Below are 19,854 nucleotides of genomic sequence, written 5' to 3'. Positions count from 1 at the left end.
AAATCCATGACCGAGACATCTCCGAACAACCTGGAAGAGCTTGCACCTCTGTCAATTGCTGTGCTGGACGGGCTCATTGCCGCCAAGAAAATGGTAGCGACGGCAGAATCTTGCACCGGAGGCCTGATTTGCGGTGCGCTTACGGAGATCGCGGGATCTTCGGCCGCCGTGGACCGGGGGTTTGTGACCTACTCCAATGAAGCAAAGAACGAAATGCTGGGCGTTCCGAAAGACCTTATCGAAAAGCATGGGGCCGTCAGCAAGGAAGTCGCGATTGCCATGGCAGAAGGAGCACTCGCCCGATCCAATGCGGATGTAGCAGTTTCTGTAACGGGTATCGCTGGACCAGGTGGCGGAAGTCCTCAAAAGCCGGTTGGCACTGTCCATATTGCCGTTGCGGCAAAGGATCGCCCGACGGATCATCTCCATTGCTGGTTTGCAGACAACGGCCGGCAATCAATCCGGCTTGCCACCGTCAGAACTGCCCTCACATCGATTTTAAATGCAATTTCCTGAGTAAATGCTCGTTAACGGTCATGGGAGTTCGCGCTGGGCTTCCGCTTGGTCATATGTATATTCCAGACAACTTGACCTCAACGTAACTCAAGATCAGAACCTTTATGATTAAACCAGCGACCATTCTGGCTGCATTTTTGTGCGCAGGCTCTACCGCTTTTGCAGGTGCCATACCTCAGCCTGGCGATTTTTATCTGATTTCACGCGATCGCAGCGGACACTTTGTGGGCAGTCACAAGCTGTTCACGGAAAACGCCCGCGGATTGAAAAAGGTCTCTTATTGCCAGCGCAGCTATTTTGTACGCAGCCATTCGGTCGCCTGGACGCAAGTGGAAACCGAACGCGGCAACAAAGTTCAGGTGGAATTCAATTTTGGCCGTGGCTGGCGTCCGATCTGCGGCAATCCCGAGCGACAGGTCAGTCTTGAGGACATCGGCGTCACAATGAGTGCGCACGATCTTCTGGCCGCTCCAGATGAGACTTCGGCCCCACAAAGCAGGCTTTCTGCGATCGGCGCAATGTTCCAGAGCAATAGCGCCGAAGAAGCCCACAGCACGTACCACACACGCTAAAAACCGGTCGCTTCTGGACAGATATTCGATATTTCATCAACAAAATCAGTGCTTTTAAAGTTTTAATCAAACTCATTTCCCTTACGAAATCACTTTTACAAACACTTGCCGTATGGTCACCGTAAGCAGGAACCAACTCGCGAAATGATTTCGCGGTAAAGGGATCGGGATATGTTAATCCAACGTGCGCTTCTTGCAGGAAGTGCCCTCGCCCTTGCGTGCGCCAATGCGCAGGCCGGCAACAACACGCCGAAACCGGGTGACACCTACATTATTTCGCGCGACGGCAATCAGCTGTTCCGCGGCTCCCACCGCATCTATGACCGGATGGCGGACGGGCTGGTGGAAGTTCAGTATTGCGGCAGATCCTACTTTGTACGCTATGCGACAGTTGCCTGGACGCAGCTCGAAGTGCAGCAGGATTACAAGGTTCGCGTGGAGTTCAATCGGGGCAAGGGCTGGCGGCCGATTTGCGATCACCCTGAAGAACAGGTGACGCTTGAAGACCTCGGCGTTCAGGATGATCCGAGACTTGTCGTTCAAAATGACGGGTCGTCGGTAAAGCGGGTAAACCGTTTCGCGGTCATTCGCGAAGCGTTCAAAACAACGGACGGCGACAACGCTGCCAAGTCATATCACGGCAACTAAAAAAGCCGGCACCGGGCTGGTAAGGCTCGGGTAAGCTGGTCAGCTTAGACTTTCAACAGGAACAGGTGACATAAACGCGCAGAAAAAAGGACCCTGACATGAAACGCGCCCTCGCGTTCTTCGCTGCTTTGACGGCCGCTGGCACTACCTTTGCTGGCGTAGCTCACGCTCAGAGCGACTTTTATATCAGGTCCCAGTATTCCAACGGTACGTTCACCGGATTTCATGAAATTCTGACAAAACCGAAAGAGGGCTACTACCAGGCCCAATATTGCGACCGCACTTTCTGGGTATCCTCGAACACCGTGATCTGGACGGAAGAAGAAGCTGCTGCCGGAAGAAACCTCGTGGTCGAAGAGAATGTCGGCTCCAGCCGCACGCCCGTCTGTACCGATTATACATCCTTCGCAACGCTCGAAAGTCTCGGGTTGAAGAAGAAGGAAATCGAGCAGATCCGTCGCCAGGCAGAGCCCCTCGACATGCAATCGAGTCGTATCCGCATCATTCGCGACGCCTTCAAGCAGTTCAAGTAGGCCCAAAAGTCTGCTTAATCAGGTCCCGTAAACCTGGTCCGCGCGAGCTTCGAAGGCGCTTGAAAACTTTCGGAAGGCCTTTTCGAACATGACGCCCATGAGAGAACCGAGCGTCCGACTGCGGAATTCGTAGGATATATAGAAACCGACGTTGCAGCTGCCCTCGCCTGCATCCTCGAAAGTCCACTTGTTTTCCAGGTGCTTGAACGGGCCATCCAGGTACTCAACCAGGATCGTTCTGTCCTGCGGGCGCAGTTCAACGCGGCTGGTGAAGGTTTCCTTGAACAGCTTGTAGGCAACCGTCATGTCGGCCACCAGTACCGTCCGTCCACCATCCAGCTCCTTGCGACCGCGCACGTGAAGATCCTGGCACAACGGCACGAATTCGGGATACCGCTCTACGTCGGCAACAAGGCGGAACATCTCGTCCGCCTTGTGGTTGACTTTGTGGTCGGATGAAAAACTGGGCATACGGTGTCCAGTGTCCTGTTGCTTTGGCGTTAGTGGCCGAGCTTTGCCTTGCGCGCGGCGCGAAGATCCGCGAAATCTTCACCGGCGTGGTGAGACGACCTCGTCAACGGGCTTGCCGACACCTTCAGGAAACCTTTGGCGTAAGCAATACGCTCATAGCCTTTGAACTCTTCCGGCGTCACGAAGGAAACGACCGGATGGTGCTTCTTGGAAGGTTGCAGATACTGGCCGACCGTCAGGAAATCGACTTCGGCGGCCCGGAGGTCGTCCATCAGCTGCAGCACTTCGTTGCGCACTTCACCCAACCCGACCATGATCCCGGACTTGGTGAACATTTCCGGATCAAGTTCCTTGACCTTTTGAAGAAGGCGGATCGAATGGAAATAGCGCGCTCCGGGCCGAACGGTCAGATATTTCGACGGCACTGTCTCAAGGTTGTGATTGAAGACATCGGGCTTCGCCGCCACGACAATCTCCAGAGCACCGTCCTTACGCAGGAAATCAGGCGTCAGAACCTCGATCGTGGTCGATGGCGCGGTCTTGCGAATGGCATTGATCACATCTGCGAAATGCTGTGCACCGCCATCGTCCAGATCGTCCCGGTCGACGGAGGTAATCACCACGTGCTCGAGCCCCATTGCGGCAACGGCATCCGCAACACCCTGGGCTTCCTTCGGGTCGACTGGCCCTGGCATGCCCGTGCGCACGTTGCAGAAGGCGCAGGCACGTGTACAGGTATCACCAAGGATCATGAAGCTGGCATGCTTCTTCGACCAGCATTCACCGATGTTCGGGCATCCCGCCTCTTCGCAAACCGTAACGAGATTGTTCTCGCGCACGACATTCTGCGTTTCGCGGTAGACCGGCGAAGTCGGTGCCTTGACGCGGATCCAGTGCGGCTTGCGCTGTATCGGATTGTCCGGACGGTGAGCCTTTTCCGGGTGGCGCGGGCGCGCTTCGGATTGTTGCTGCGGGCGATTGAGCGTGTCGACGATCGTAACCATGGGCCTTAAGTGTCGTTATTCCGGTGAAAGGTCAAGACGGATTAGCGTTGAGCCAGCTATGTGCTTAGCGCAGGACCGGTCAGTTCCTGAAGCCGCTCGCGTGCACGTTCCGACAGCGGTTGAGACTTTCGCGTGCTCTCGCTCATCTGGACGATGACGGTCACCGCCTGCGCAACCGGCTTTCCATCCTGAAAAACCTTCTGGAACAGCTTGAACGAACTGCGACCAACGTCAAGCACGGCTGTGCCGATCTCCACTTCGCCCGGCCAGTTGACTTCCGCCAGGAAATCCAGCTCCAGCCGCGCGATCACAAAAGCTGCGCCTAGGTCAGCCAGCGCTTCATTGTAGAGCAATTCAACACGGCCGGTTTCCAGAAAAGTGGCGAACACGGCATTGTTGACGTGTCCCTGCCGGTCCGTATCACCATAACGAAGCTTGTCGCCTGTCCTGAGAACAAAAGCCTCCAGGCTCTCGAATTCGTCCGGATTTGTGCTCACTTGAACATTTTCTTCCAGATGAACAGGAACAGGATAGAGCCCAGAACCGCGATAATCAGACGATCGAGAATACCACCTGTCACATGCAGGTTGAGCAGCGATGCGAGTTCACCGCCAACCAGCGCTCCGACAAGGCCGACAACGAGGCTGCCAAGAAAACCTCCGCGACTGTTCAGCACCCGGTGAGCAACCGCGCCCGCAATGAGGCCGATGATGATTGTGATGATCCACCCCATCGCGGACTCCTATTTCCAGAAATTTCAATTCGTCAGGCGATCAGTCGCGCAAGCAGCACAACGACAATTGCTCCAACGGCCGCCACGACGATTTCATTGACGTAGGCATTGCCCAGATTGACGTTGATACCTGCGAGCTTGAACAGGAAACCACCAACAAACGCGCCAATGAGACCGCTGACGAGGTAACGGATCAGACCACCGCCGCCAACGACGACGCTTGCAAGCCAACCGGCTATAATGCCGATTGCAACCCAGATCAAAATTGCTTTTACATCCATGACTGACGGCTCCTTTCAGCCTTTTCTCAGACGGTTTCACGTTACCCGTTTCAGAAAAAGCGTCCAGCGTTGATGTCCTGATCAACGTTCAGGTCTGCGCATTTCTTTCACTGCTTGCAGATCCAGAGTACGGCAAATGGAAAGCGGCCTCGGTGCAGTTTTACCCCGAGGCCAAAAGGGATCAGGCGTTGAGCACCTTGCCGTAGGCGTCCAGCACAGCTTCCTTCATCATTTCCGACAAGGTCGGATGCGGGAAGATCGTGTGCATCAGCTCTTCTTCGGTAGTCTCGAGGTTCATCGCGACGACAAAACCCTGGATGAGTTCGGTCACTTCTGCGCCGCACATATGCGCACCGAGAAGCTCGCCGGACTTTTTGTCAAAAATAACCTTGATCATGCCGTTGTCTTCACCGAGCGCGATGGCCTTGCCGTTGGCGTTGAACATGTACCGGCCAACGCGGATGTCGCGGCCCTGTTCCTTCGCCTTTGCTTCGCTCAGCCCAACAGAGGCAACCTGCGGGTTACAGTAGGTGCAGCCCGGAATCTTGCGATGATCCATCCCGTGAACGCCAGGCACACCTGCAATCTTCTCGATGCAAATCACGCCTTCATGCTCAGCCTTGTGGGCAAGCATTGGCGGACCGGCGACATCGCCAATGGCATAGAGGCCGGGCACATTGGTGCGCCCATACTCATCAATGACCACACAGCCTCGGTCGGTTTTCACGCCGAGCGCTTCCAGACCGATATTCTCGATGTTGCCCTGAACGCCGACAGCGGAAATCAGGTGATCAGCCTTAATCTGGCTGACCTTGCCATCCTTGGTCTCCACGTGGGCAGTAATCGAATCTGCCGCCTTGTCGACCTTGGTCACCTTTGCTTCGGTTATGATCTTCAGGCCGCGCTTCTCCAGAGCCTTGCGCGCGAATTTCGAGATTTCCTCGTCCTCGACCGGCATCACGTTGGCCATCAGCTCGACAACCGTTACGTCGACGCCCATGGATCGATAGAAAGACGCGAATTCGATCCCGATCGCACCTGACCCCATGACCACCAGCGACTTTGGCATCTTGGCCGGTTTCATGGCCTCGAAATAAGTCCAGATAAGCTTGCCGTCCGGTTCAATGCCAGGCAAAGCACGCGGACGCGCACCAGTTGCCACGATGATATGTTTGGCGGTGTAGGTGCCTTCACCCTTCACGCCTTTCGGAACCGGATTCTGCGGCTCGACAACAGGTTTGGAAGATTTTCCGACCTTGACTTCGCCCGGTTTGGTGAGCTTGGCCTCACCCCAGATCACGTCGATCTTGTTCTTCTTCATGAGGAAACCGACGCCACCGTTCAGTCGGGCGGAAACGCCGCGCGAGCGCGCAACGACATCCTTGACGTCCGCCTTCATGGAGCCTTCCAGCGTCAACCCGAAGCTCTTGGCATGGTTGGCATGGTCCAGGATTTCTGCAGAACGCAGGAGGGCCTTCGTCGGAATGCAACCCCAGTTGAGGCAAATGCCGCCAAGGTGTTCGCGTTCAACGATCGCAGTCTTGAAGCCCAGCTGGGCAGAACGAATAGCGGTCACATAACCACCCGGCCCTGAGCCGATAATGATCACGTCGTAATTGGTATCAGCCATGGTGTATTTCCCCGGCGAATGAAGTCATCGATTGAAAACGGCGCGGCGTTGCCGCCGCGCCGGAGATGAGGCTTAAACAAGCATGCTCATCGGGTTTTCGATGTAGCCCTTGAAGGCGGCAAGAAGCTCGGCGCCAAGCGCACCGTCCACGCAGCGGTGGTCGGTCGAAAGCGTCACGCTCATCACCGTGGCAACAGCCAGTTCGCCGTTCTTGACGACAGGGCGTTTTTCGCCGGCGCCGACGGCCAGAATGGTCGCATGCGGCGGGTTGACGACGGCCGAGAAGTTCTTCACGCCCATCATGCCCATGTTGGAGACCGCGGTGGTACCACCCTGGTACTCTTCGGGCTTCAGCTTCCGTTCTTTCGCACGCTTGCCGTAATCCTTCATCTCGTTGGAAATGACGGAAAGAGGCTTTTCTTCCGCCCGGCGGATGATCGGCGTGATCAGGCCACCCGGGATGGAAACGGCGACACCGACATCGGCATGCTTGTGCATGACCATGTTATCGTCGGTCCACGATACGTTCGCATCAGGAACATCGCGCAGAGCCAGAGCCAGAGCCTTGATGGTCATGTCGTTGACCGAAAGCTTGTAGGCCGGCTTGCCTTCCTTGTCCTTGGCGGCAGCATCGTTGAGCTGTGCCCGAAGAGCCAGGAGAGCGTCGAGTTCACAGTCCACGGACACATAGAAGTGCGGAATGGTCTGCTTCGACTCGGTGAGACGCTTGGCAATGGTCTTGCGCATGCCGTCATGCGGCACGAGTTCGTAGCTGTCCTTGTCGAACAGTTTCAGAACCTGATCCGCGGACGGGCCGGTTGCCATGGCCGGTGCTGCGGCAGCCTTCGGTGCTTCCGCAGCAGCAGCAGCGGGCGCTGCCTTGCCTGTACCTGCAGCAAGAGCTGCCTCGATGTCGCGCTTGACGATGCGGCCATGCGGACCCGAACCGGAAAGTGCTTTCAGGTCAAGACCGTTGAGCTGAGCCAGACGGCGAGCCAGCGGGGACGAAAAGATGCGGTTTCCGTCAGCGGCTTTGGGAGCCGGAACCGGATCCGTTGCCGCCTTTGCCCCGACCTCAATCGCCGGCGAGCTTTCCGGCACAGCCGGAGCCTTGTCGCCTCCCGATGAAGAAGCAGGTGCCGAAGATCCACCGGAGGTGTCGATGGAACTGGCATCTTCACCGTCTTCCAGAAGTACGGCGATCAGTTCGTTGACCTTCACACCTGAGGTTCCCGCAGGCACAACAATCTTGCCGACCGTGCCTTCGTCAACCGCTTCCACTTCCATGGTCGCCTTGTCAGTTTCAATCTCGGCGATTACATCACCGGCCGAAACCTGATCGCCTTCCTTGACCAGCCATTTGGCCAGGTTGCCCTCCTCCATGGTCGGAGAAAGGGCCGGCATGGTAATATTGATTGGCATGTCCGTCTCCCTGGCCTCAGGCGGTGTAGGTTACGGCTTTGACCGCATCGATGACTTCACCAACATTCGGCAGAGCCAGCTTTTCCAGGTTTGCAGCGTAAGGCATGGGAACGTCCTTGCCGGTCACGCGCAGGATCGGTGCGTCGAGATAGTCGAACGCTTTTTCCTGAACCTGGTAGGCGATTTCCGATGAAACGGAGCACATCGGGAAGGCTTCTTCGATCGTCACGATCCGGCCTGTTTTGCGGACGGACGCCAGCACGGTGTCGATATCCAGCGGACGAATGGTGCGCAGGTTGATGACCTCGGCCGAGATCCCCATTCCGGCCAGCTCTTCAGCCGCCTTGATGGTGTAGGTCATGCCGATGCCCCAGGAAACCAGCGTCACGTCCGTTCCACCGCGTTCCACCTTCGCCTTGCCGATCGGCAGAACAAAATCGTCCATGTCCGGGACTTCGAAGGAATGACCGTAGAGGATTTCGTTTTCCAGGAAGATGACCGGGTTCGGGTCGCGAATTGCTGCCTTCAGAAGACCTTTTGCATCCGCAGCCGAATACGGCTGGACCACCTTCAGGCCCGGCACGTGGGCGTACCAGGAAGCGTAATCCTGTGAATGCTGGGCACCGACTCGCGCCGCGGCACCGTTTGGTCCACGGAAGACAATCGGTGCACCCATCTGACCGCCGGACATGTACAACGTCTTGGCGGCGGAGTTGATGATCTGGTCAATCGCCTGCATGGCGAAGTTGAAGGTCATGAACTCGACGATCGGCTTCAAACCGGCCATCGCTGCCCCGACGCCAAGACCGGCGAAGCCGTGCTCGGTGATCGGCGTATCGATGACACGCTTGGCGGAAAACTCGTCCAGCAGGCCCTGGGTGATCTTGTAGGCGCCCTGATACTCCGCGACCTCCTCACCCATGATGAAGACGTCCGGATCACGGCGCATTTCCTCTGCCATCGCATCCCGCAAAGCTTCGCGAACGGTGGAGGACTTCATTGCCGTACCGGCCGGAATTTCCGGATCGTCAGCAGTTTCAGGCGCAGGAGCAGCAGGCGTCGGAGCGGAGGCAACAGCCGGTGCGCTCGAGGCTTCTGCAGCCGCAGGGGCTTCAGGGGCCGCAGCGGCGGCTGGCGCGGAAGCTGCGGCGTCGATGGCACTGGCGTCTTCGCCCTCGGCCAGCAGAACCGCAATCTTCGCGTTTACCTTGACGTTGTCGGTTCCTTCGGCAACCAGGATTTTTCCAAGCGTGCCTTCATCAACCGCTTCCACTTCCATGGTAGCCTTGTCGGTCTCGATTTCGGCGATCACATCGCCTGCAGAGATGGTGTCGCCCTCGGCCTTCAGCCACTTGGCGAGCTTGCCCTCTTCCATAGTCGGCGAAAGCGCCGGCATCAAAATGTCAATCGGCATGTTGTCCCCCGGCCTTAGAGCAGAATGTCGGTGTAGAGTTCAGACACATCCGGTTCCGGATCCGTCTGTGCAAATTCGGCAGCTTCCGCGACCCTGGCCCGCACATCCTTGTCGATTGCCTTGAGGTCGTCTTCGGATGCCCAACCCTTGTCCATGAGGCGCGCACGCACCTGTTCGATCGGATCATGTTCGGTCCGCATCTTCTGGACTTCGTCCTTGGAGCGGTATTTCGCCGGATCCGACATCGAGTGGCCGCGGTAGCGATAGGTGATCATTTCAAGAATGAACGGCCCCTTGCCTTCACGGCACCATTCCAGAGCTTCAGCGGAGGCTGCCTTGACTGCGCGCACATCCATACCGTCGACCTGCTTGCCCGGAATTCCGAAGGAAGCACCGCGTTGGGAAAGATCTGTGGTGGCGGAGGCGCGGGCAACGCTGGTGCCCATGCCGTACTTGTTGTTCTCGATCACGTAAACGACCGGAAGCTTCCACAGCTCGGCCATGTTGAAGCTCTCGTAGACCTGACCCTGGTTGGACGCGCCGTCACCAAAGAAGGCCATCGCAACGTTGCCGTTTTCACGGTATTTGTTCGCGAACCCGAGGCCGGTGCCAAGCGACACCTGCGCACCGACGATGCCATGGCCGCCATAGAAATGCTTCTCCTTGGAGAACATGTGCATGGAGCCGCCCTTGCCTTTCGACAAGCCACCGCGACGACCGGTCAGTTCCGCCATCACGCCTTTCGGATCGAGATCCATTGCCAGCATGTGGCCATGATCCCGGTAACCGGTGATCATCTGATCGCCGTCTTTCTTGGCCATCTGCATACCGACGACGACAGCTTCCTGTCCGATATACAAATGACAAAACCCGCCGATGAGGCCCATGCCGTACAGTTGCCCGGCTTTTTCCTCAAAACGTCGGATCAGAAGCATTTCGCGGTAAGCGTGAAGTTCTTCGTCCTTATCGAACTCGGCGATCGCAGGCTGCGCCTTCTTGGCGGAGCTGCGTGTCCGGCTGGTGCTCTTGGAGCTAGCGGAAGTGGTCTTTGATGCTGTGGCCATAACCCTCATCTCGGCGTGACGTTTCCCCTAAGATAGGTAGGAGCAACTTATCCGGTTGGGTCTGTCAATCCAATCCACGCATCTCGCACTGCAACAACAGCATCAAGGTATTGTTGATACTACAGAATTTTATATTTAACCAGATTATTGTTAATGCGGCAAAATCAACTGAAATTCAGTTCATGCTGTAACGGTGGCCCGGCCTGAGAACTACCAGCTCGTCAGGATGCACCAGGTTGAGATTAAGCCTTGCGCGCTCATCGAGCATATCAGGATCGAGGCTCTCCGGCCGAAGCAGACTAACCCTTGAGACGAGCTCCTGACGCTGGGCGGTCAAGACAGCCAATTCACCTTCGAGTTCGGAAACCTGACGCTCGATCATTGCTCGGCCAACCATACCGAGCTCACCGCTCATCGCATGGAAGCCAAAATAACCAAGCGCAGCAATGGCGATTGCAGGCGTGATCAATCGACGGAGAAATGACTGTTTTCGCTGACGGGTAGCTGCTCGGGGCACTCTTTGGACCTTAACGCTGATACACTGGCCTCTTGGTTCTCTCACTATGCGGATTTAGGTTTAATAGAGTCTTGAGACAGCCAATCAAATGCACGGTAAATTTGTGTCCGGCGAGAGCAGCCCATGGATCAGTGGACGACCGCACGCGAAGAAATGGTTGAGCAGCAACTGCACAGGCGCGGTATTAGCGATAAACGGGTTCTGTCCGCCATGGCCAGTGTGCCGCGCCATATCTTTGTTCCGGAGAGACAGGTAAACCGAGCCTACTGGGATGGGCCTTTGTCCATCGGATATGGCCAGACAATATCCCAGCCCTATGTTGTTGCTCTCACTTGCGAACTGCTTGAAATCAGCGAAAACGCGAAGGTTTTGGAGATCGGAGCAGGTTCTGGTTACGCAGCTGCTGTGCTTGGAAATCTCGCTCACAAAGTCATTTCGATCGATCGACTTCAGGAGCTCGTCAACCTTTCCAGGGAAAATCTGGAACAGGCAGGTTGCAGGAACGTCGAGGTTATTTGCGCCGACGGAACACTTGGCTGTCCGGCGGAAGCCCCTTTCGATGCCATCGCAGTTGCGGCGGGAGCGCCGGCTGTCCCCGATTCTCTCAAAAAGCAACTCAAGGTAGGCGGTCGACTGGTGATTCCGGTTGGCAGGTCAAAGCGGCAGCAAGATCTCATCCGGATCGAAAGGCTTTCCGAAACCGAGTTCAAAACAGACAATCTCGGAGCCGTCGCCTACGTACCTCTGGTAGGCGCCGAAGGATGGACGGATGCAGGCTGATGCCTGTCGGGTGTCAACCACCAACATCAGGTATCCCGGCGGCCCATTCTATTGGTTCAAGCGTTGTTACAGAAAAACTCTGTCAAACAGGAAGTTACTCTGGCTTGGGGCCACCAGCTCGTCCATCGCGAACTCCCCGGTCCTCCGGATAACCACACTTTCAGTGCGATTTTAGGCTGGCCCCTGCTCGGGTCCACGCCCTCGTTCCACACGTATGAGCGAGCCGGCGAACTCTGCCTCAGGCGGCCGCCAGGCGCGCCAACTTGGTCAGCACCGTTGCGGTCCCTTTCAAACGTGCGTCGGTTTTATCCCAATCGCGCGTCAGGACCACCTTCTGATCCGGTCGGATCTTCGCAAGGACACCCTGCTCGGCAATGTAGGAAACCAGACCGGCCGGATTGGAGAATTCGCTATTGCGGAACGTGATGACGATCCCTTTCGGCCCGGCATCGACCTTCTCGACATTGGCCTTGCGACAAAGCCCCTTGATGAAGACGATCTTGAGGAGATGCTGCACTTCTTCCGGCAACGGTCCAAAGCGGTCGATCAGTTCCGCGCCGAAGGAATCGATTTCCTCCGCCTCGGTGACATCGCCCAAACGGCGGTAAAGCTGCAGACGCAGTTGCAGGTCGGCGACGTAGTTTTCCGGGATAAGCACAGGCGTGCCGATGTTGATTTGCGGTGACCACTGCTCGTCGCCAAAATCCGCGCCACCATCCTTGAGCTGGGCAACCGCCTCTTCCAGCATCTGCTGGTACAGTTCAAATCCGACTTCCTTGATATGCCCGGACTGCTCTTCACCAAGCAGGTTCCCGGCCCCGCGAATGTCGAGATCGTGGCTGGCCAGCTGGAAGCCTGCCCCTAACGTTTCGAGAGACTGGAGGACTTTCAATCGGCGCTCGGCAGTCGCCGTCAACGTCTTGTTCGCAGGAACCGTAAAGAGTGCGTAGGCGCGGGTCTTGGACCGGCCGACACGGCCGCGCAGCTGGTAGAGCTGTGCAAGGCCGAACATATCCGCCCGGTGCACGATCAACGTGTTCGCGGTCGGAATATCCAGCCCGGATTCCACGATCGTTGTCGACAGCAGGACGTTGTACTTGCCCTCATAGAAGGCGTTCATGACGTCTTCCAGTTCCCCCGGAGGCATCTGGCCGTGGGCAACCGCAACTTTCAGTTCAGGCACCTGATTTTCAAGGAACTCGAGGCGCTCTGCAATGTCGGCAAGGCGCGGACAGACATAGAAACTCTGCCCGCCTCTGTAATGCTCGCGCAGAAGGGCTTCTCGCACCACCAACGGATCGAACGGCGAAACGAACGTGCGCACTGCCAGCCGGTCCACCGGCGGCGTTGCGATCAACGACAGTTCGCGTACCCCGGTCAGCGCAAGCTGCAAGGTCCGCGGGATCGGTGTCGCCGATAGCGTCAACACGTGAACGTCCGATTTCAGCTCCTTCAGCCGCTCCTTGTGCTTGACCCCGAAATGCTGCTCCTCGTCGATGATAAGAAGGCCGAGATCCCGGAATTCGATGGACTTGCCCAGCAATGCATGGGTGCCGACGACAATATCGACTGATCCGTCGGTGATGCCTTTCTTGGTCAGGCTCAGTTGCTTGGTGGGCACCAGGCGGGATGCATGGGCTACGTTGATCGGCAAGCCATGAAAGCGCTCGGAGAAGGTCTTGAAGTGTTGACGGGCCAAAAGGGTGGTCGGTACCACCACCGCAACCTGGCGCCCGGACATGGCGGCAATGAAAGCTGCACGAAGTGCCACTTCCGTCTTGCCGAATCCAACGTCGCCGCAAACCAGCCGATCCATCGGCCGCCCCGAAGACAGATCGTCGAAAACCGCATCGATCGCCGTAAGCTGATCGTCTGTTTCCTCGTAGGGGAATCGCGTCGCGAACTCGTCGTAGACGCCTTCCGGTGTTTCCACCACCGGCGCGGTCTTGAGAGCGCGTTGAGCTGCTGTCTTGATCAGGCCGTCGGCGATTTCCAGAATGCGCTTCTTGAGCTTGGCCTTTCGTGCCTGCCAGGCACCGCCACCGAGCTTGTCGAGCTGGGCTTCCTGGTCTTCCGAGCCATAACGGGACAAGAGCTCGATGTTTTCGACCGGAAGATAGAGTTTGTCGCCACCGGCATATTGAAGTTCCAGGCAGTCATGCGGCGCGCCGACTGCTTCGATCGTTTTCAGACCGATGAACCTGCCGATACCGTGGTCCACGTGAACGACGAGATCGCCTTCCGAAAGGCCCGTCGCTTCGGTAATGACGTTGGCGCCTTTGGACTTGCGACGCGACTTGCGAACCAGCCTGTCGCCGAGAATGTCCTGTTCGCCGATGAAGACGACGTCATTGAGCTCAAAGCCATGCTCGATGCCCAGTACACACAGCGCGGTCGTCTTGGCGGGAAGTTCCTCGATGTCCTTCAGCGTGTCCGCATTCTTGACCGCTCCAAGACCATGGTCTTCAAGAATCTGGCCGAGACGGTCGCGCGAACCTTCCGACCAGCAGGCAATCACCGTGCGTTTGCCCTGCTTTTGCAGTTGGCGCACGTGAGTTGTCAGCGCGTCAAAAATGTTGATGTCGCCCGCTGCCCTTTCGGCAGCAAAACTCCGGCCCTGACGCCCACCCAGTTCGACAATCGTCTTGCCGCTGCCTGGTGGTGGCGTAAAGGGATCAAGTGCGGCGCTTGCGCGGTCGGCGACAGCTGCACGCCATTCCTCTTCGGTGACATAGAGACTGGCCGGTTCCACCGGCATGTAAGGCACCGTTCCGGCGCTTGTCCCCATTTCGCGCGCTTCCTGACGTGCGCGGTAGTATTCCGTGACCTGGTCAACGCGTTCGCGGACTGCGTCACTCATGCTGGTGTCCAGAACGACAGGCGTATCGCCGATGTAATCGAACAGACTTTCCAGTCGGTCGTGGAACAGTGGCAGCCAATGCTCCATGCCTGCGTATCGGCGACCGTCACTGATCGACTGATAGAGCACGTCTTCTCGGCTGGCTGCGCCAAAATTGGCAAGATAGGAACGACGGAAGCGGGAGATGGCTTCCTCGGACAATACGACCTCGCTCATCGGAACCAGGTCAAGGCGTTTCAGCTGTTTGGAGGTTCTCTGTGTTTCCGCGTTGAATGAGCGGATCGATTCAAGGGTATCGCCGAAGAAATCGAGCCGCACGGGCTCCTCCGCTCCAGGCGCGAAGAGGTCGACAATACCGCCCCGAACAGCATATTCACCGGTTTCACGAACGGTCGGAGTTCGCGAAAAACCGTTCATCTCCAGCCATGTGGAGATCGCTCCCATGTCGACCCGGTTACCCGGTGCCATGGAGAAGGTCTGGTCGGCCATGAAAGAGCGCTCGGGAACACGCTGAAGTGCCGCGTTGAGCGTTGTCATCAGTACGGTTTTCTTGCCGTCCGTCATGCCACGCGCAAGTTGGCCGAGCGCCAGCAAGCGGCGTGCACTGATCGCAGAGTTGGGCGAAACGCGGTCGTATGGCAGGCAATCCCAGGCGGGCAACTGCAGGATTTCGACCTCGGGATCGAAGAACTGAAGTGCTTCGCTGACCATGGCCATGCGCGTGGCGTCGCGAGCGACAAATACCAGGGCAAGACCCTGCGCCCGGGTTTCGGCGAGCAGCCTTGCAAGAGCGTAGCTTTCGGCCCCATCCGGAACGCCGGCAAGCGTCACGTTGGCCTGATCCTTCAGCAGGCTGTCAAACACAGCTGGCGTCCTTGTTGTTATCTGCCAAACCCGGCCGGACCGGCGGCTTCATGATAGGCAATGATGCGGCGGTAAAGCGGACCGTCCCACTCCTGCGGCAAGGGCTTGCGACCTGTCATCCAGGCGTACAGATCCTGGTCATGCGCTGTCAGCAAGTGCTCGAGTTCCAGGAGTTCTTCTTCCGTAAGGCTGTCGATCTTGGCATCCGCGAATCCACCCAACAGCAGATCCATTTCCTTCATGCCCCGATGCCAGCACCGAAACAGTATTTTCTTGCGCCGGGAATCCCGTTCGCCACCATTGGTATCGACGTGTGCGCCGGACATTTCGGACATGAGAAACAGACCTATGAGAAGCTGACCGGCCTTTAGGCAAAGGCAGTATTGTTTTCGCCGATATCGGCCGGACGAGTGATTTCGTGTCGGTTATATAGCGCCAGAGAACGAGCTTGTCAGCGCCCAGTTCACAGAATGTTCTATTTGTTGCGCAGCGCTCCGCCTTCGTGGCAGAACAGGGGTTCGTGATACCGAATGCCCTGCCGTCTCTCGAAGGTTTACACGCCGAACATGCGCCCGCCGGTCCTCGATCCCCTGTTTGCCCCGGTTTCGACTTTGCCTGGAATCGGACCAAAGATCGAAAAGCTGGTGTCCGGCCTCGTCGGCAGCCAGCCGGACCGTGACGCGACCGTTGCTGATCTGCTTTTTCATATTCCTCATAGCCTTATAGACCGGCGGCACCGTCCGGGCATCGCCTATTCGGAAAATGGCGACATCGTCACACTGGATGTCACCATCGGCCGGCACATGGCGCCTCCCCGGCATTCGAAAGCACCTTACCGGATCAACGCCTACGACGAGACAGGTCAGATCACCTTTGTCTTCTTTCACCCGCGCCGTGACTGGCTGGAGAAAACTTTTCCCGAAGGCGAACGAAGAATCGTTTCAGGCAAGGTCGAATGGTTCAACGAGCGCCCTCAGATGGTGCACCCGGACTATTCGCTGAAACCTGAGGAAGCGGAAGAAATGCCGGCAATCGAACCGGTCTATCCGTTAACCGCCGGTTTGAGTTCCAAAACCCTGCAAAAGGCTGTGCGGGCGGCTGTCGACCGTGTGCCTCACCTCCCGGAATGGCTGAATGACGCCCATCTTCACCAGACTGGCTGGCCGGACTTCGCAGAAGCCTTGAAGACACTGCATGCACCGCATGAACGCAACGACATCGACCCCGCCTCCCCCTTCATGCAGCGGCTCGCCTATGATGAGCTGCTCGCCAGCCAGTTGGCTCTTGCCATGGTGCGGGCACACATGCGTACGCTTGGCGGAATATCGCGAAGCCCCAAAGGGGAACTGCAAAAAGCGGTGATAGCGTCACTGCCGTTTCAATTGACCGGCAGTCAGGCAAAAGCGATCGAAGAAATAAATGGAGACCTCGCCAAACCGGTGCGCATGTTGCGGCTTCTGCAAGGCGATGTCGGCGCCGGCAAGACCGTTGTTGCACTTGCCGCCCTGGCACAGGTGATAGAAACCGGTGCGCAAGGAGCCCTGATGGCACCGACGGAAATTCTCGCCCGCCAGCACTACGCGTCGATGTTGCCGCTGTGCGAGAAAGCAGGCATTCGCCTTGCCCTGATGACCGGAAAGGACAGCCAGAAGGAACGCCGCCTTCGACAGGAACAGTTGGACGCAGGTGAGATCGACCTCGTGGTCGGCACCCACGCCCTTTTCCAGGGAACCGTGACCTTTCGCAATCTGGCCATGGTCGTCGTAGACGAGCAGCATCGCTTCGGTGTCCATCAACGACTCGCCCTCTCAGCCAAGGGCAACGGCGTCGATGTTCTGGTCATGACCGCCACCCCTATCCCGAGAACGCTTGTGCTGACAGGCTTTGGCGACATGGACGTGTCTCGCCTGACGGACAAGCCCGCGGGCCGCAAGCCCATCACCACCGTATCAGTGTCCCTGGACCGCCTGGACGAGATCATTGGCCGGGTTGGTGCAGCGGTCGCCGACGGCCAGAAGGTTTATTGGGTATGTCCACTGGTGGAAGAATCCGAAAAGATCGACCTGGCCGCCGTTGAGGAGCGTCACCGGGTTCTGGAACATGCTCTTCGGCAACGCGTCTCTCTGGTCCATGGCCGCATGAACGCCGACGAAAAGGATGCCGCAATGGCAGACTTCAAGTCCGGCGCAACCAAGGTGCTGGTGGCAACAACCGTTATTGAAGTCGGCGTCGATGTGCCCGATGCCACCATAATCGTGATCGAACACGCCGAACGCTTTGGCCTTGCGCAGTTGCACCAGCTGCGAGGCCGTGTCGGACGCGGTGACAAGCCCTCGTCCTGCGTCCTTCTTTACAAGGGACCGCTTGGAGAAACGGCCGGCGCACGCCTCAACATCATGCGCCAGACCAACGATGGTTTCCTGATCGCGGAAGAAGATCTGAAGCTTCGCGGCGGTGGTGAAATTCTCGGCACCCGACAATCCGGCACGCCAGGTTTTCGTATCGCACGCGCCGACGAACACGCCGATTTGATGGAAGTTGCACGCGACGACGCGAGACTTATCCTTGAACTGGATCCGGATCTGAAAACCAAACGCGGCGAAGCTCTGCGGTGTCTTTTGTATCTGTTCGGCCGCGATGCCGCGATCAGGCTCCTCAGGGCCGGCTGACAAGTTCGAACAGCAGCAAGTCAATACCCAGGTGTCGGCACGACTACACCAGCAGCCATTTGAGCCAATCGTACGTAAGTCGGCAAGGACGCCTGACGACGTAGGGCAAAGCGAATAATGGATTAGATTGCTTGCTAACGCACTCAGGCGTCTTCAGAGCTTCTCACCCGCTCCAGCTGCGCCGGATCGACAATATCGTCTGCGAGAATTTCCGGATATTTCGGATTGACCAGACCAGCCGAGATCACGAGCTTTGCGGCATCTTCGACACTCATGTCCAGTTCGATCACATCTTCCTTCGGAACAAACAGCAAAAAACCCGACGTCGGGTTCGGCGTCGTCGGCAGGAATACGGAAAGTGTATCGGCCTTGTCCTTGAGCCGGCGCTCCACTTCGCCCTTGGTGTCGGTGGAGATGAACACAATCGCCCATAGACCTCTGCGTGGATACTCGATCAGCGCCGCTGTGGTAAAGCTGCTTCCGCGCTGATCAAGCACTGTCTCAAAAATCTGCTTCAAGCCACTGTAAATGTTACGAACGAGCGGCATGCGACCGACGATTTTTTCGCCAACCGAGATAAGACTGCGCCCAAGGAAGTTTGCTGCAAGAAAGCCGACGACCGTGAGGACAAACACTGCAACAATGAGCCCGAAACCGGGTATCGGAAACGGCAGGTAGGTGTCCGGATTGTAGATCTTGGGTACAAACGGCTTGACCCAGCCGTCCACCCATTTGATGAAGGTCCAGGTCAACCACAGGGTAATGCCGATCGGGCCAGCAATGACCAGCCCTGTCAGGAAGTAGTTGCGAAGACGTGTTGCCGCACCCGGCCGATGGCCTATCTTGTGCGCGTCTTCTGCTTTATGTTTGTGTCGGCTCATGGGTTAAACCCGAAACTTCCCTGTGTGTGCTCGTCTTTTCAACTGACCCGCAATTAGATAAGCATCTTTATCGCAGTGCGGTATCCTTCGCTTGATTTATTTTTCAGCGATGTATTCAAATTATGCCGGATTTGGAGGCAGTGTTGCGGCGGACCACGTTCAAACTTCTGGGAACCGGATGTGTCGGCCTCGGGATTGTCGGTGCGTTCCTTCCCATTCTGCCGAGCACGATCTTCTTCATCCTCGCCGCCGCCTGTTTTGCCAGATCCTCTCCCGCACTTGAGGCGCGCATCCTCAACCACCCTATCTTCGGGCCGCCAGTGATTGCCTGGCGCGAACATGGCGCGATCCCGCCGAAGGCAAAGATCTTCGCCATTTCCGGAATGACCTTCGGATATTGCGTCTTCTATCTTTCAGCCCATCCTGACCTGTGGCTTGCCATAGGTGTCGGACTGTTCATGATCGGCTGCGCAGCCTACGTCCTGTCTCGTCCATCGGGCCCGGGCAACACCCCTCCCGACGGTTGCAAGGATCCGTCATAGGTCGACGGGCTAAATGTCTGGAATAAGCCGTTTCCCAAGGGAAACAGCGCTTTCTTCCGCATATCCGAGTTGTTCGTAAAACCGCAGAACCTTGTCGTTGTCCTGACGTACCATAAGGTTGATCTTCGGACAGCCCTTCGCAACCAGGAATGCCTCGCAGCGGCTCATCAGCATTTTCCCAAGGCCCGCCGTCTGGCACTCGGGATCGACTGAAAGATAGTTGATCGAGCCGCGGTGGCCGTCATACCCGGCCATGACGGACCCGATAAGCCTGTCCCCGCGCAGAAGCACGAAGAAGGCACCGTTTTCGTCGGTCTGCTTGCGGTCGATGTCCTTGTCCGGATCATTCCAGGGGCGCGTCAGGCCACATTTCTCCCAGAGCGCAATGACGTCGGCCCTGTACCGCTCCTCGAAGGGCAAAACCCGATCTTGCGTGCTTGTGCTGTCCATGGA

21 protein-coding genes are annotated in these 19,854 nt (G+C 57.3%); 7 read left to right on the top strand and 14 right to left on the bottom strand.

Annotated features, from left to right (window positions below; translation table 11 throughout):
• Positions 1-6: 6 nt before the first annotated feature.
• The 4 genes from J7447_RS27670 (at position 7) to J7447_RS27655 (ending at position 2,269) form a co-directional block, all read left to right on the top strand.
• Complete coding sequence (locus J7447_RS27670; RefSeq protein ID WP_075283178.1) at positions 7-516, top strand: CinA family protein; 510 nt, start codon at positions 7-9, stop codon at positions 514-516.
• Positions 517-620: 104 nt separating this feature from the next.
• The gene (locus tag J7447_RS27665) at positions 621-1,088 is read left to right on the top strand and encodes a hypothetical protein (protein WP_022998579.1); all 468 of its coding nucleotides are present in this window, start codon (positions 621-623) and stop codon (positions 1,086-1,088) included.
• A 171-nt stretch (positions 1,089-1,259) separates the two neighbouring features.
• The gene (locus J7447_RS27660; protein ID WP_022998578.1) at positions 1,260-1,736 is read left to right on the top strand and encodes a hypothetical protein; all 477 of its coding nucleotides are present in this window, start codon (positions 1,260-1,262) and stop codon (positions 1,734-1,736) included.
• A 98-nt stretch (positions 1,737-1,834) separates the two neighbouring features.
• Positions 1,835-2,269 carry a hypothetical protein gene (locus J7447_RS27655; protein WP_022998577.1) on the top strand — a complete coding sequence of 145 codons (435 nt, stop codon included), beginning with the start codon at positions 1,835-1,837 and terminating at the stop codon, positions 2,267-2,269.
• Positions 2,270-2,287: 18 nt separating this feature from the next.
• Here the strand turns inward: J7447_RS27655 and J7447_RS27650 are convergent, their stop codons facing one another.
• The 10 genes from J7447_RS27650 to J7447_RS27605 all read right to left on the bottom strand — a co-directional run bounded on the left by J7447_RS27650 (position 2,288) and on the right by J7447_RS27605 (position 10,757).
• The gene (locus tag J7447_RS27650) at positions 2,288-2,740 is read right to left on the bottom strand and encodes a type II toxin-antitoxin system RatA family toxin (protein WP_023014591.1); all 453 of its coding nucleotides are present in this window, start codon (positions 2,738-2,740) and stop codon (positions 2,288-2,290) included.
• A gap of 29 nt (positions 2,741-2,769) precedes the next feature.
• Positions 2,770-3,744, bottom strand: a complete 975-nt coding sequence (gene lipA / locus J7447_RS27645) for a lipoyl synthase (RefSeq protein WP_209171521.1) — start codon at positions 3,742-3,744, stop codon at positions 2,770-2,772.
• A gap of 56 nt (positions 3,745-3,800) precedes the next feature.
• Positions 3,801-4,241 (bottom strand): thioesterase family protein, encoded by a 441-nt coding sequence (locus tag J7447_RS27640; RefSeq protein ID WP_022998574.1) that lies wholly within the window; start codon positions 4,239-4,241, stop codon positions 3,801-3,803.
• Positions 4,238-4,477 carry a GlsB/YeaQ/YmgE family stress response membrane protein gene (locus tag J7447_RS27635; RefSeq protein ID WP_022998573.1) on the bottom strand — a complete coding sequence of 80 codons (240 nt, stop codon included), beginning with the start codon at positions 4,475-4,477 and terminating at the stop codon, positions 4,238-4,240. Before J7447_RS27635 ends, J7447_RS27640 begins: the two co-directional genes overlap by 4 nt.
• Positions 4,478-4,509: 32 nt before the next feature.
• Positions 4,510-4,758 carry a GlsB/YeaQ/YmgE family stress response membrane protein gene (locus tag J7447_RS27630; RefSeq protein WP_022998572.1) on the bottom strand — a complete coding sequence of 83 codons (249 nt, stop codon included), beginning with the start codon at positions 4,756-4,758 and terminating at the stop codon, positions 4,510-4,512.
• Between the two features lie 181 nt (positions 4,759-4,939).
• A complete protein-coding gene (gene lpdA / locus J7447_RS27625; RefSeq protein ID WP_062488712.1) occupies positions 4,940-6,388 on the bottom strand; it encodes a dihydrolipoyl dehydrogenase in 1,449 nt (482 codons plus the stop codon).
• Positions 6,389-6,460: 72 nt separating this feature from the next.
• A complete protein-coding gene (locus tag J7447_RS27620; protein WP_152506508.1) occupies positions 6,461-7,810 on the bottom strand; it encodes a pyruvate dehydrogenase complex dihydrolipoamide acetyltransferase in 1,350 nt (449 codons plus the stop codon).
• Between the two features lie 16 nt (positions 7,811-7,826).
• Positions 7,827-9,224 (bottom strand): pyruvate dehydrogenase complex E1 component subunit beta, encoded by a 1,398-nt coding sequence (locus J7447_RS27615; protein ID WP_022998569.1) that lies wholly within the window; start codon positions 9,222-9,224, stop codon positions 7,827-7,829.
• Between the two features lie 14 nt (positions 9,225-9,238).
• Positions 9,239-10,288 (bottom strand): pyruvate dehydrogenase (acetyl-transferring) E1 component subunit alpha, encoded by a 1,050-nt coding sequence (pdhA, locus tag J7447_RS27610; RefSeq protein WP_022998568.1) that lies wholly within the window; start codon positions 10,286-10,288, stop codon positions 9,239-9,241.
• Positions 10,289-10,463: 175 nt separating this feature from the next.
• Positions 10,464-10,757 (bottom strand): septum formation initiator family protein, encoded by a 294-nt coding sequence (locus tag J7447_RS27605; protein ID WP_022998567.1) that lies wholly within the window; start codon positions 10,755-10,757, stop codon positions 10,464-10,466.
• Positions 10,758-10,928: 171 nt separating this feature from the next.
• On the opposite strand from J7447_RS27605, the gene J7447_RS27600 reads away from it, so the two are divergent.
• Positions 10,929-11,585, top strand: coding sequence for a protein-L-isoaspartate(D-aspartate) O-methyltransferase (locus J7447_RS27600; protein WP_209171520.1), 657 nt, complete (start codon positions 10,929-10,931; stop codon positions 11,583-11,585).
• A gap of 238 nt (positions 11,586-11,823) precedes the next feature.
• Here J7447_RS27600 and mfd read toward each other — a convergent pair whose 3' ends face one another.
• Positions 11,824-15,309: a transcription-repair coupling factor gene (gene mfd, locus J7447_RS27595; RefSeq protein WP_353653823.1), complete on the bottom strand. Its 3,486-nt coding sequence runs from the start codon at positions 15,307-15,309 to the stop codon at positions 11,824-11,826.
• A gap of 17 nt (positions 15,310-15,326) precedes the next feature.
• Complete coding sequence (locus tag J7447_RS27590; protein ID WP_077292816.1) at positions 15,327-15,644, bottom strand: succinate dehydrogenase assembly factor 2; 318 nt, start codon at positions 15,642-15,644, stop codon at positions 15,327-15,329.
• Positions 15,645-15,875: 231 nt separating this feature from the next.
• Here J7447_RS27590 and recG point away from each other — a divergent pair, with 231 nt between their 5' ends.
• A complete protein-coding gene (gene recG / locus J7447_RS27585; protein WP_209171539.1) occupies positions 15,876-17,978 on the top strand; it encodes an ATP-dependent DNA helicase RecG in 2,103 nt (700 codons plus the stop codon).
• Positions 17,979-18,121: 143 nt separating this feature from the next.
• Here the strand turns inward: recG and J7447_RS27580 are convergent, their stop codons facing one another.
• On the bottom strand, positions 18,122-18,859 hold the full coding sequence (locus J7447_RS27580; RefSeq protein WP_055654395.1) for a DUF502 domain-containing protein: 738 nt from the start codon (positions 18,857-18,859) through the stop codon (positions 18,122-18,124).
• 122 nt (positions 18,860-18,981) lie between these two features.
• Here J7447_RS27580 and J7447_RS27575 point away from each other — a divergent pair, with 122 nt between their 5' ends.
• The gene (locus J7447_RS27575; RefSeq protein WP_062488708.1) at positions 18,982-19,401 is read left to right on the top strand and encodes a YbaN family protein; all 420 of its coding nucleotides are present in this window, start codon (positions 18,982-18,984) and stop codon (positions 19,399-19,401) included.
• Between the two features lie 9 nt (positions 19,402-19,410).
• On the opposite strand, the gene J7447_RS27570 is transcribed toward J7447_RS27575, so the two are convergent.
• Entirely contained in the window at positions 19,411-19,851 is a 441-nt protein-coding gene (locus J7447_RS27570) for a GNAT family acetyltransferase (protein ID WP_168686800.1), read from the bottom strand.
• Between the last annotated feature and the right edge of the window lie 3 nt (positions 19,852-19,854).

The organism is Labrenzia sp. R5_0 (genome assembly GCF_017743835.1).
GTDB lineage: Bacteria > Pseudomonadota > Alphaproteobacteria > Rhizobiales > Stappiaceae > Roseibium > Roseibium algicola.
This window is presented reverse-complemented; position numbering and strand designations above follow the sequence as displayed.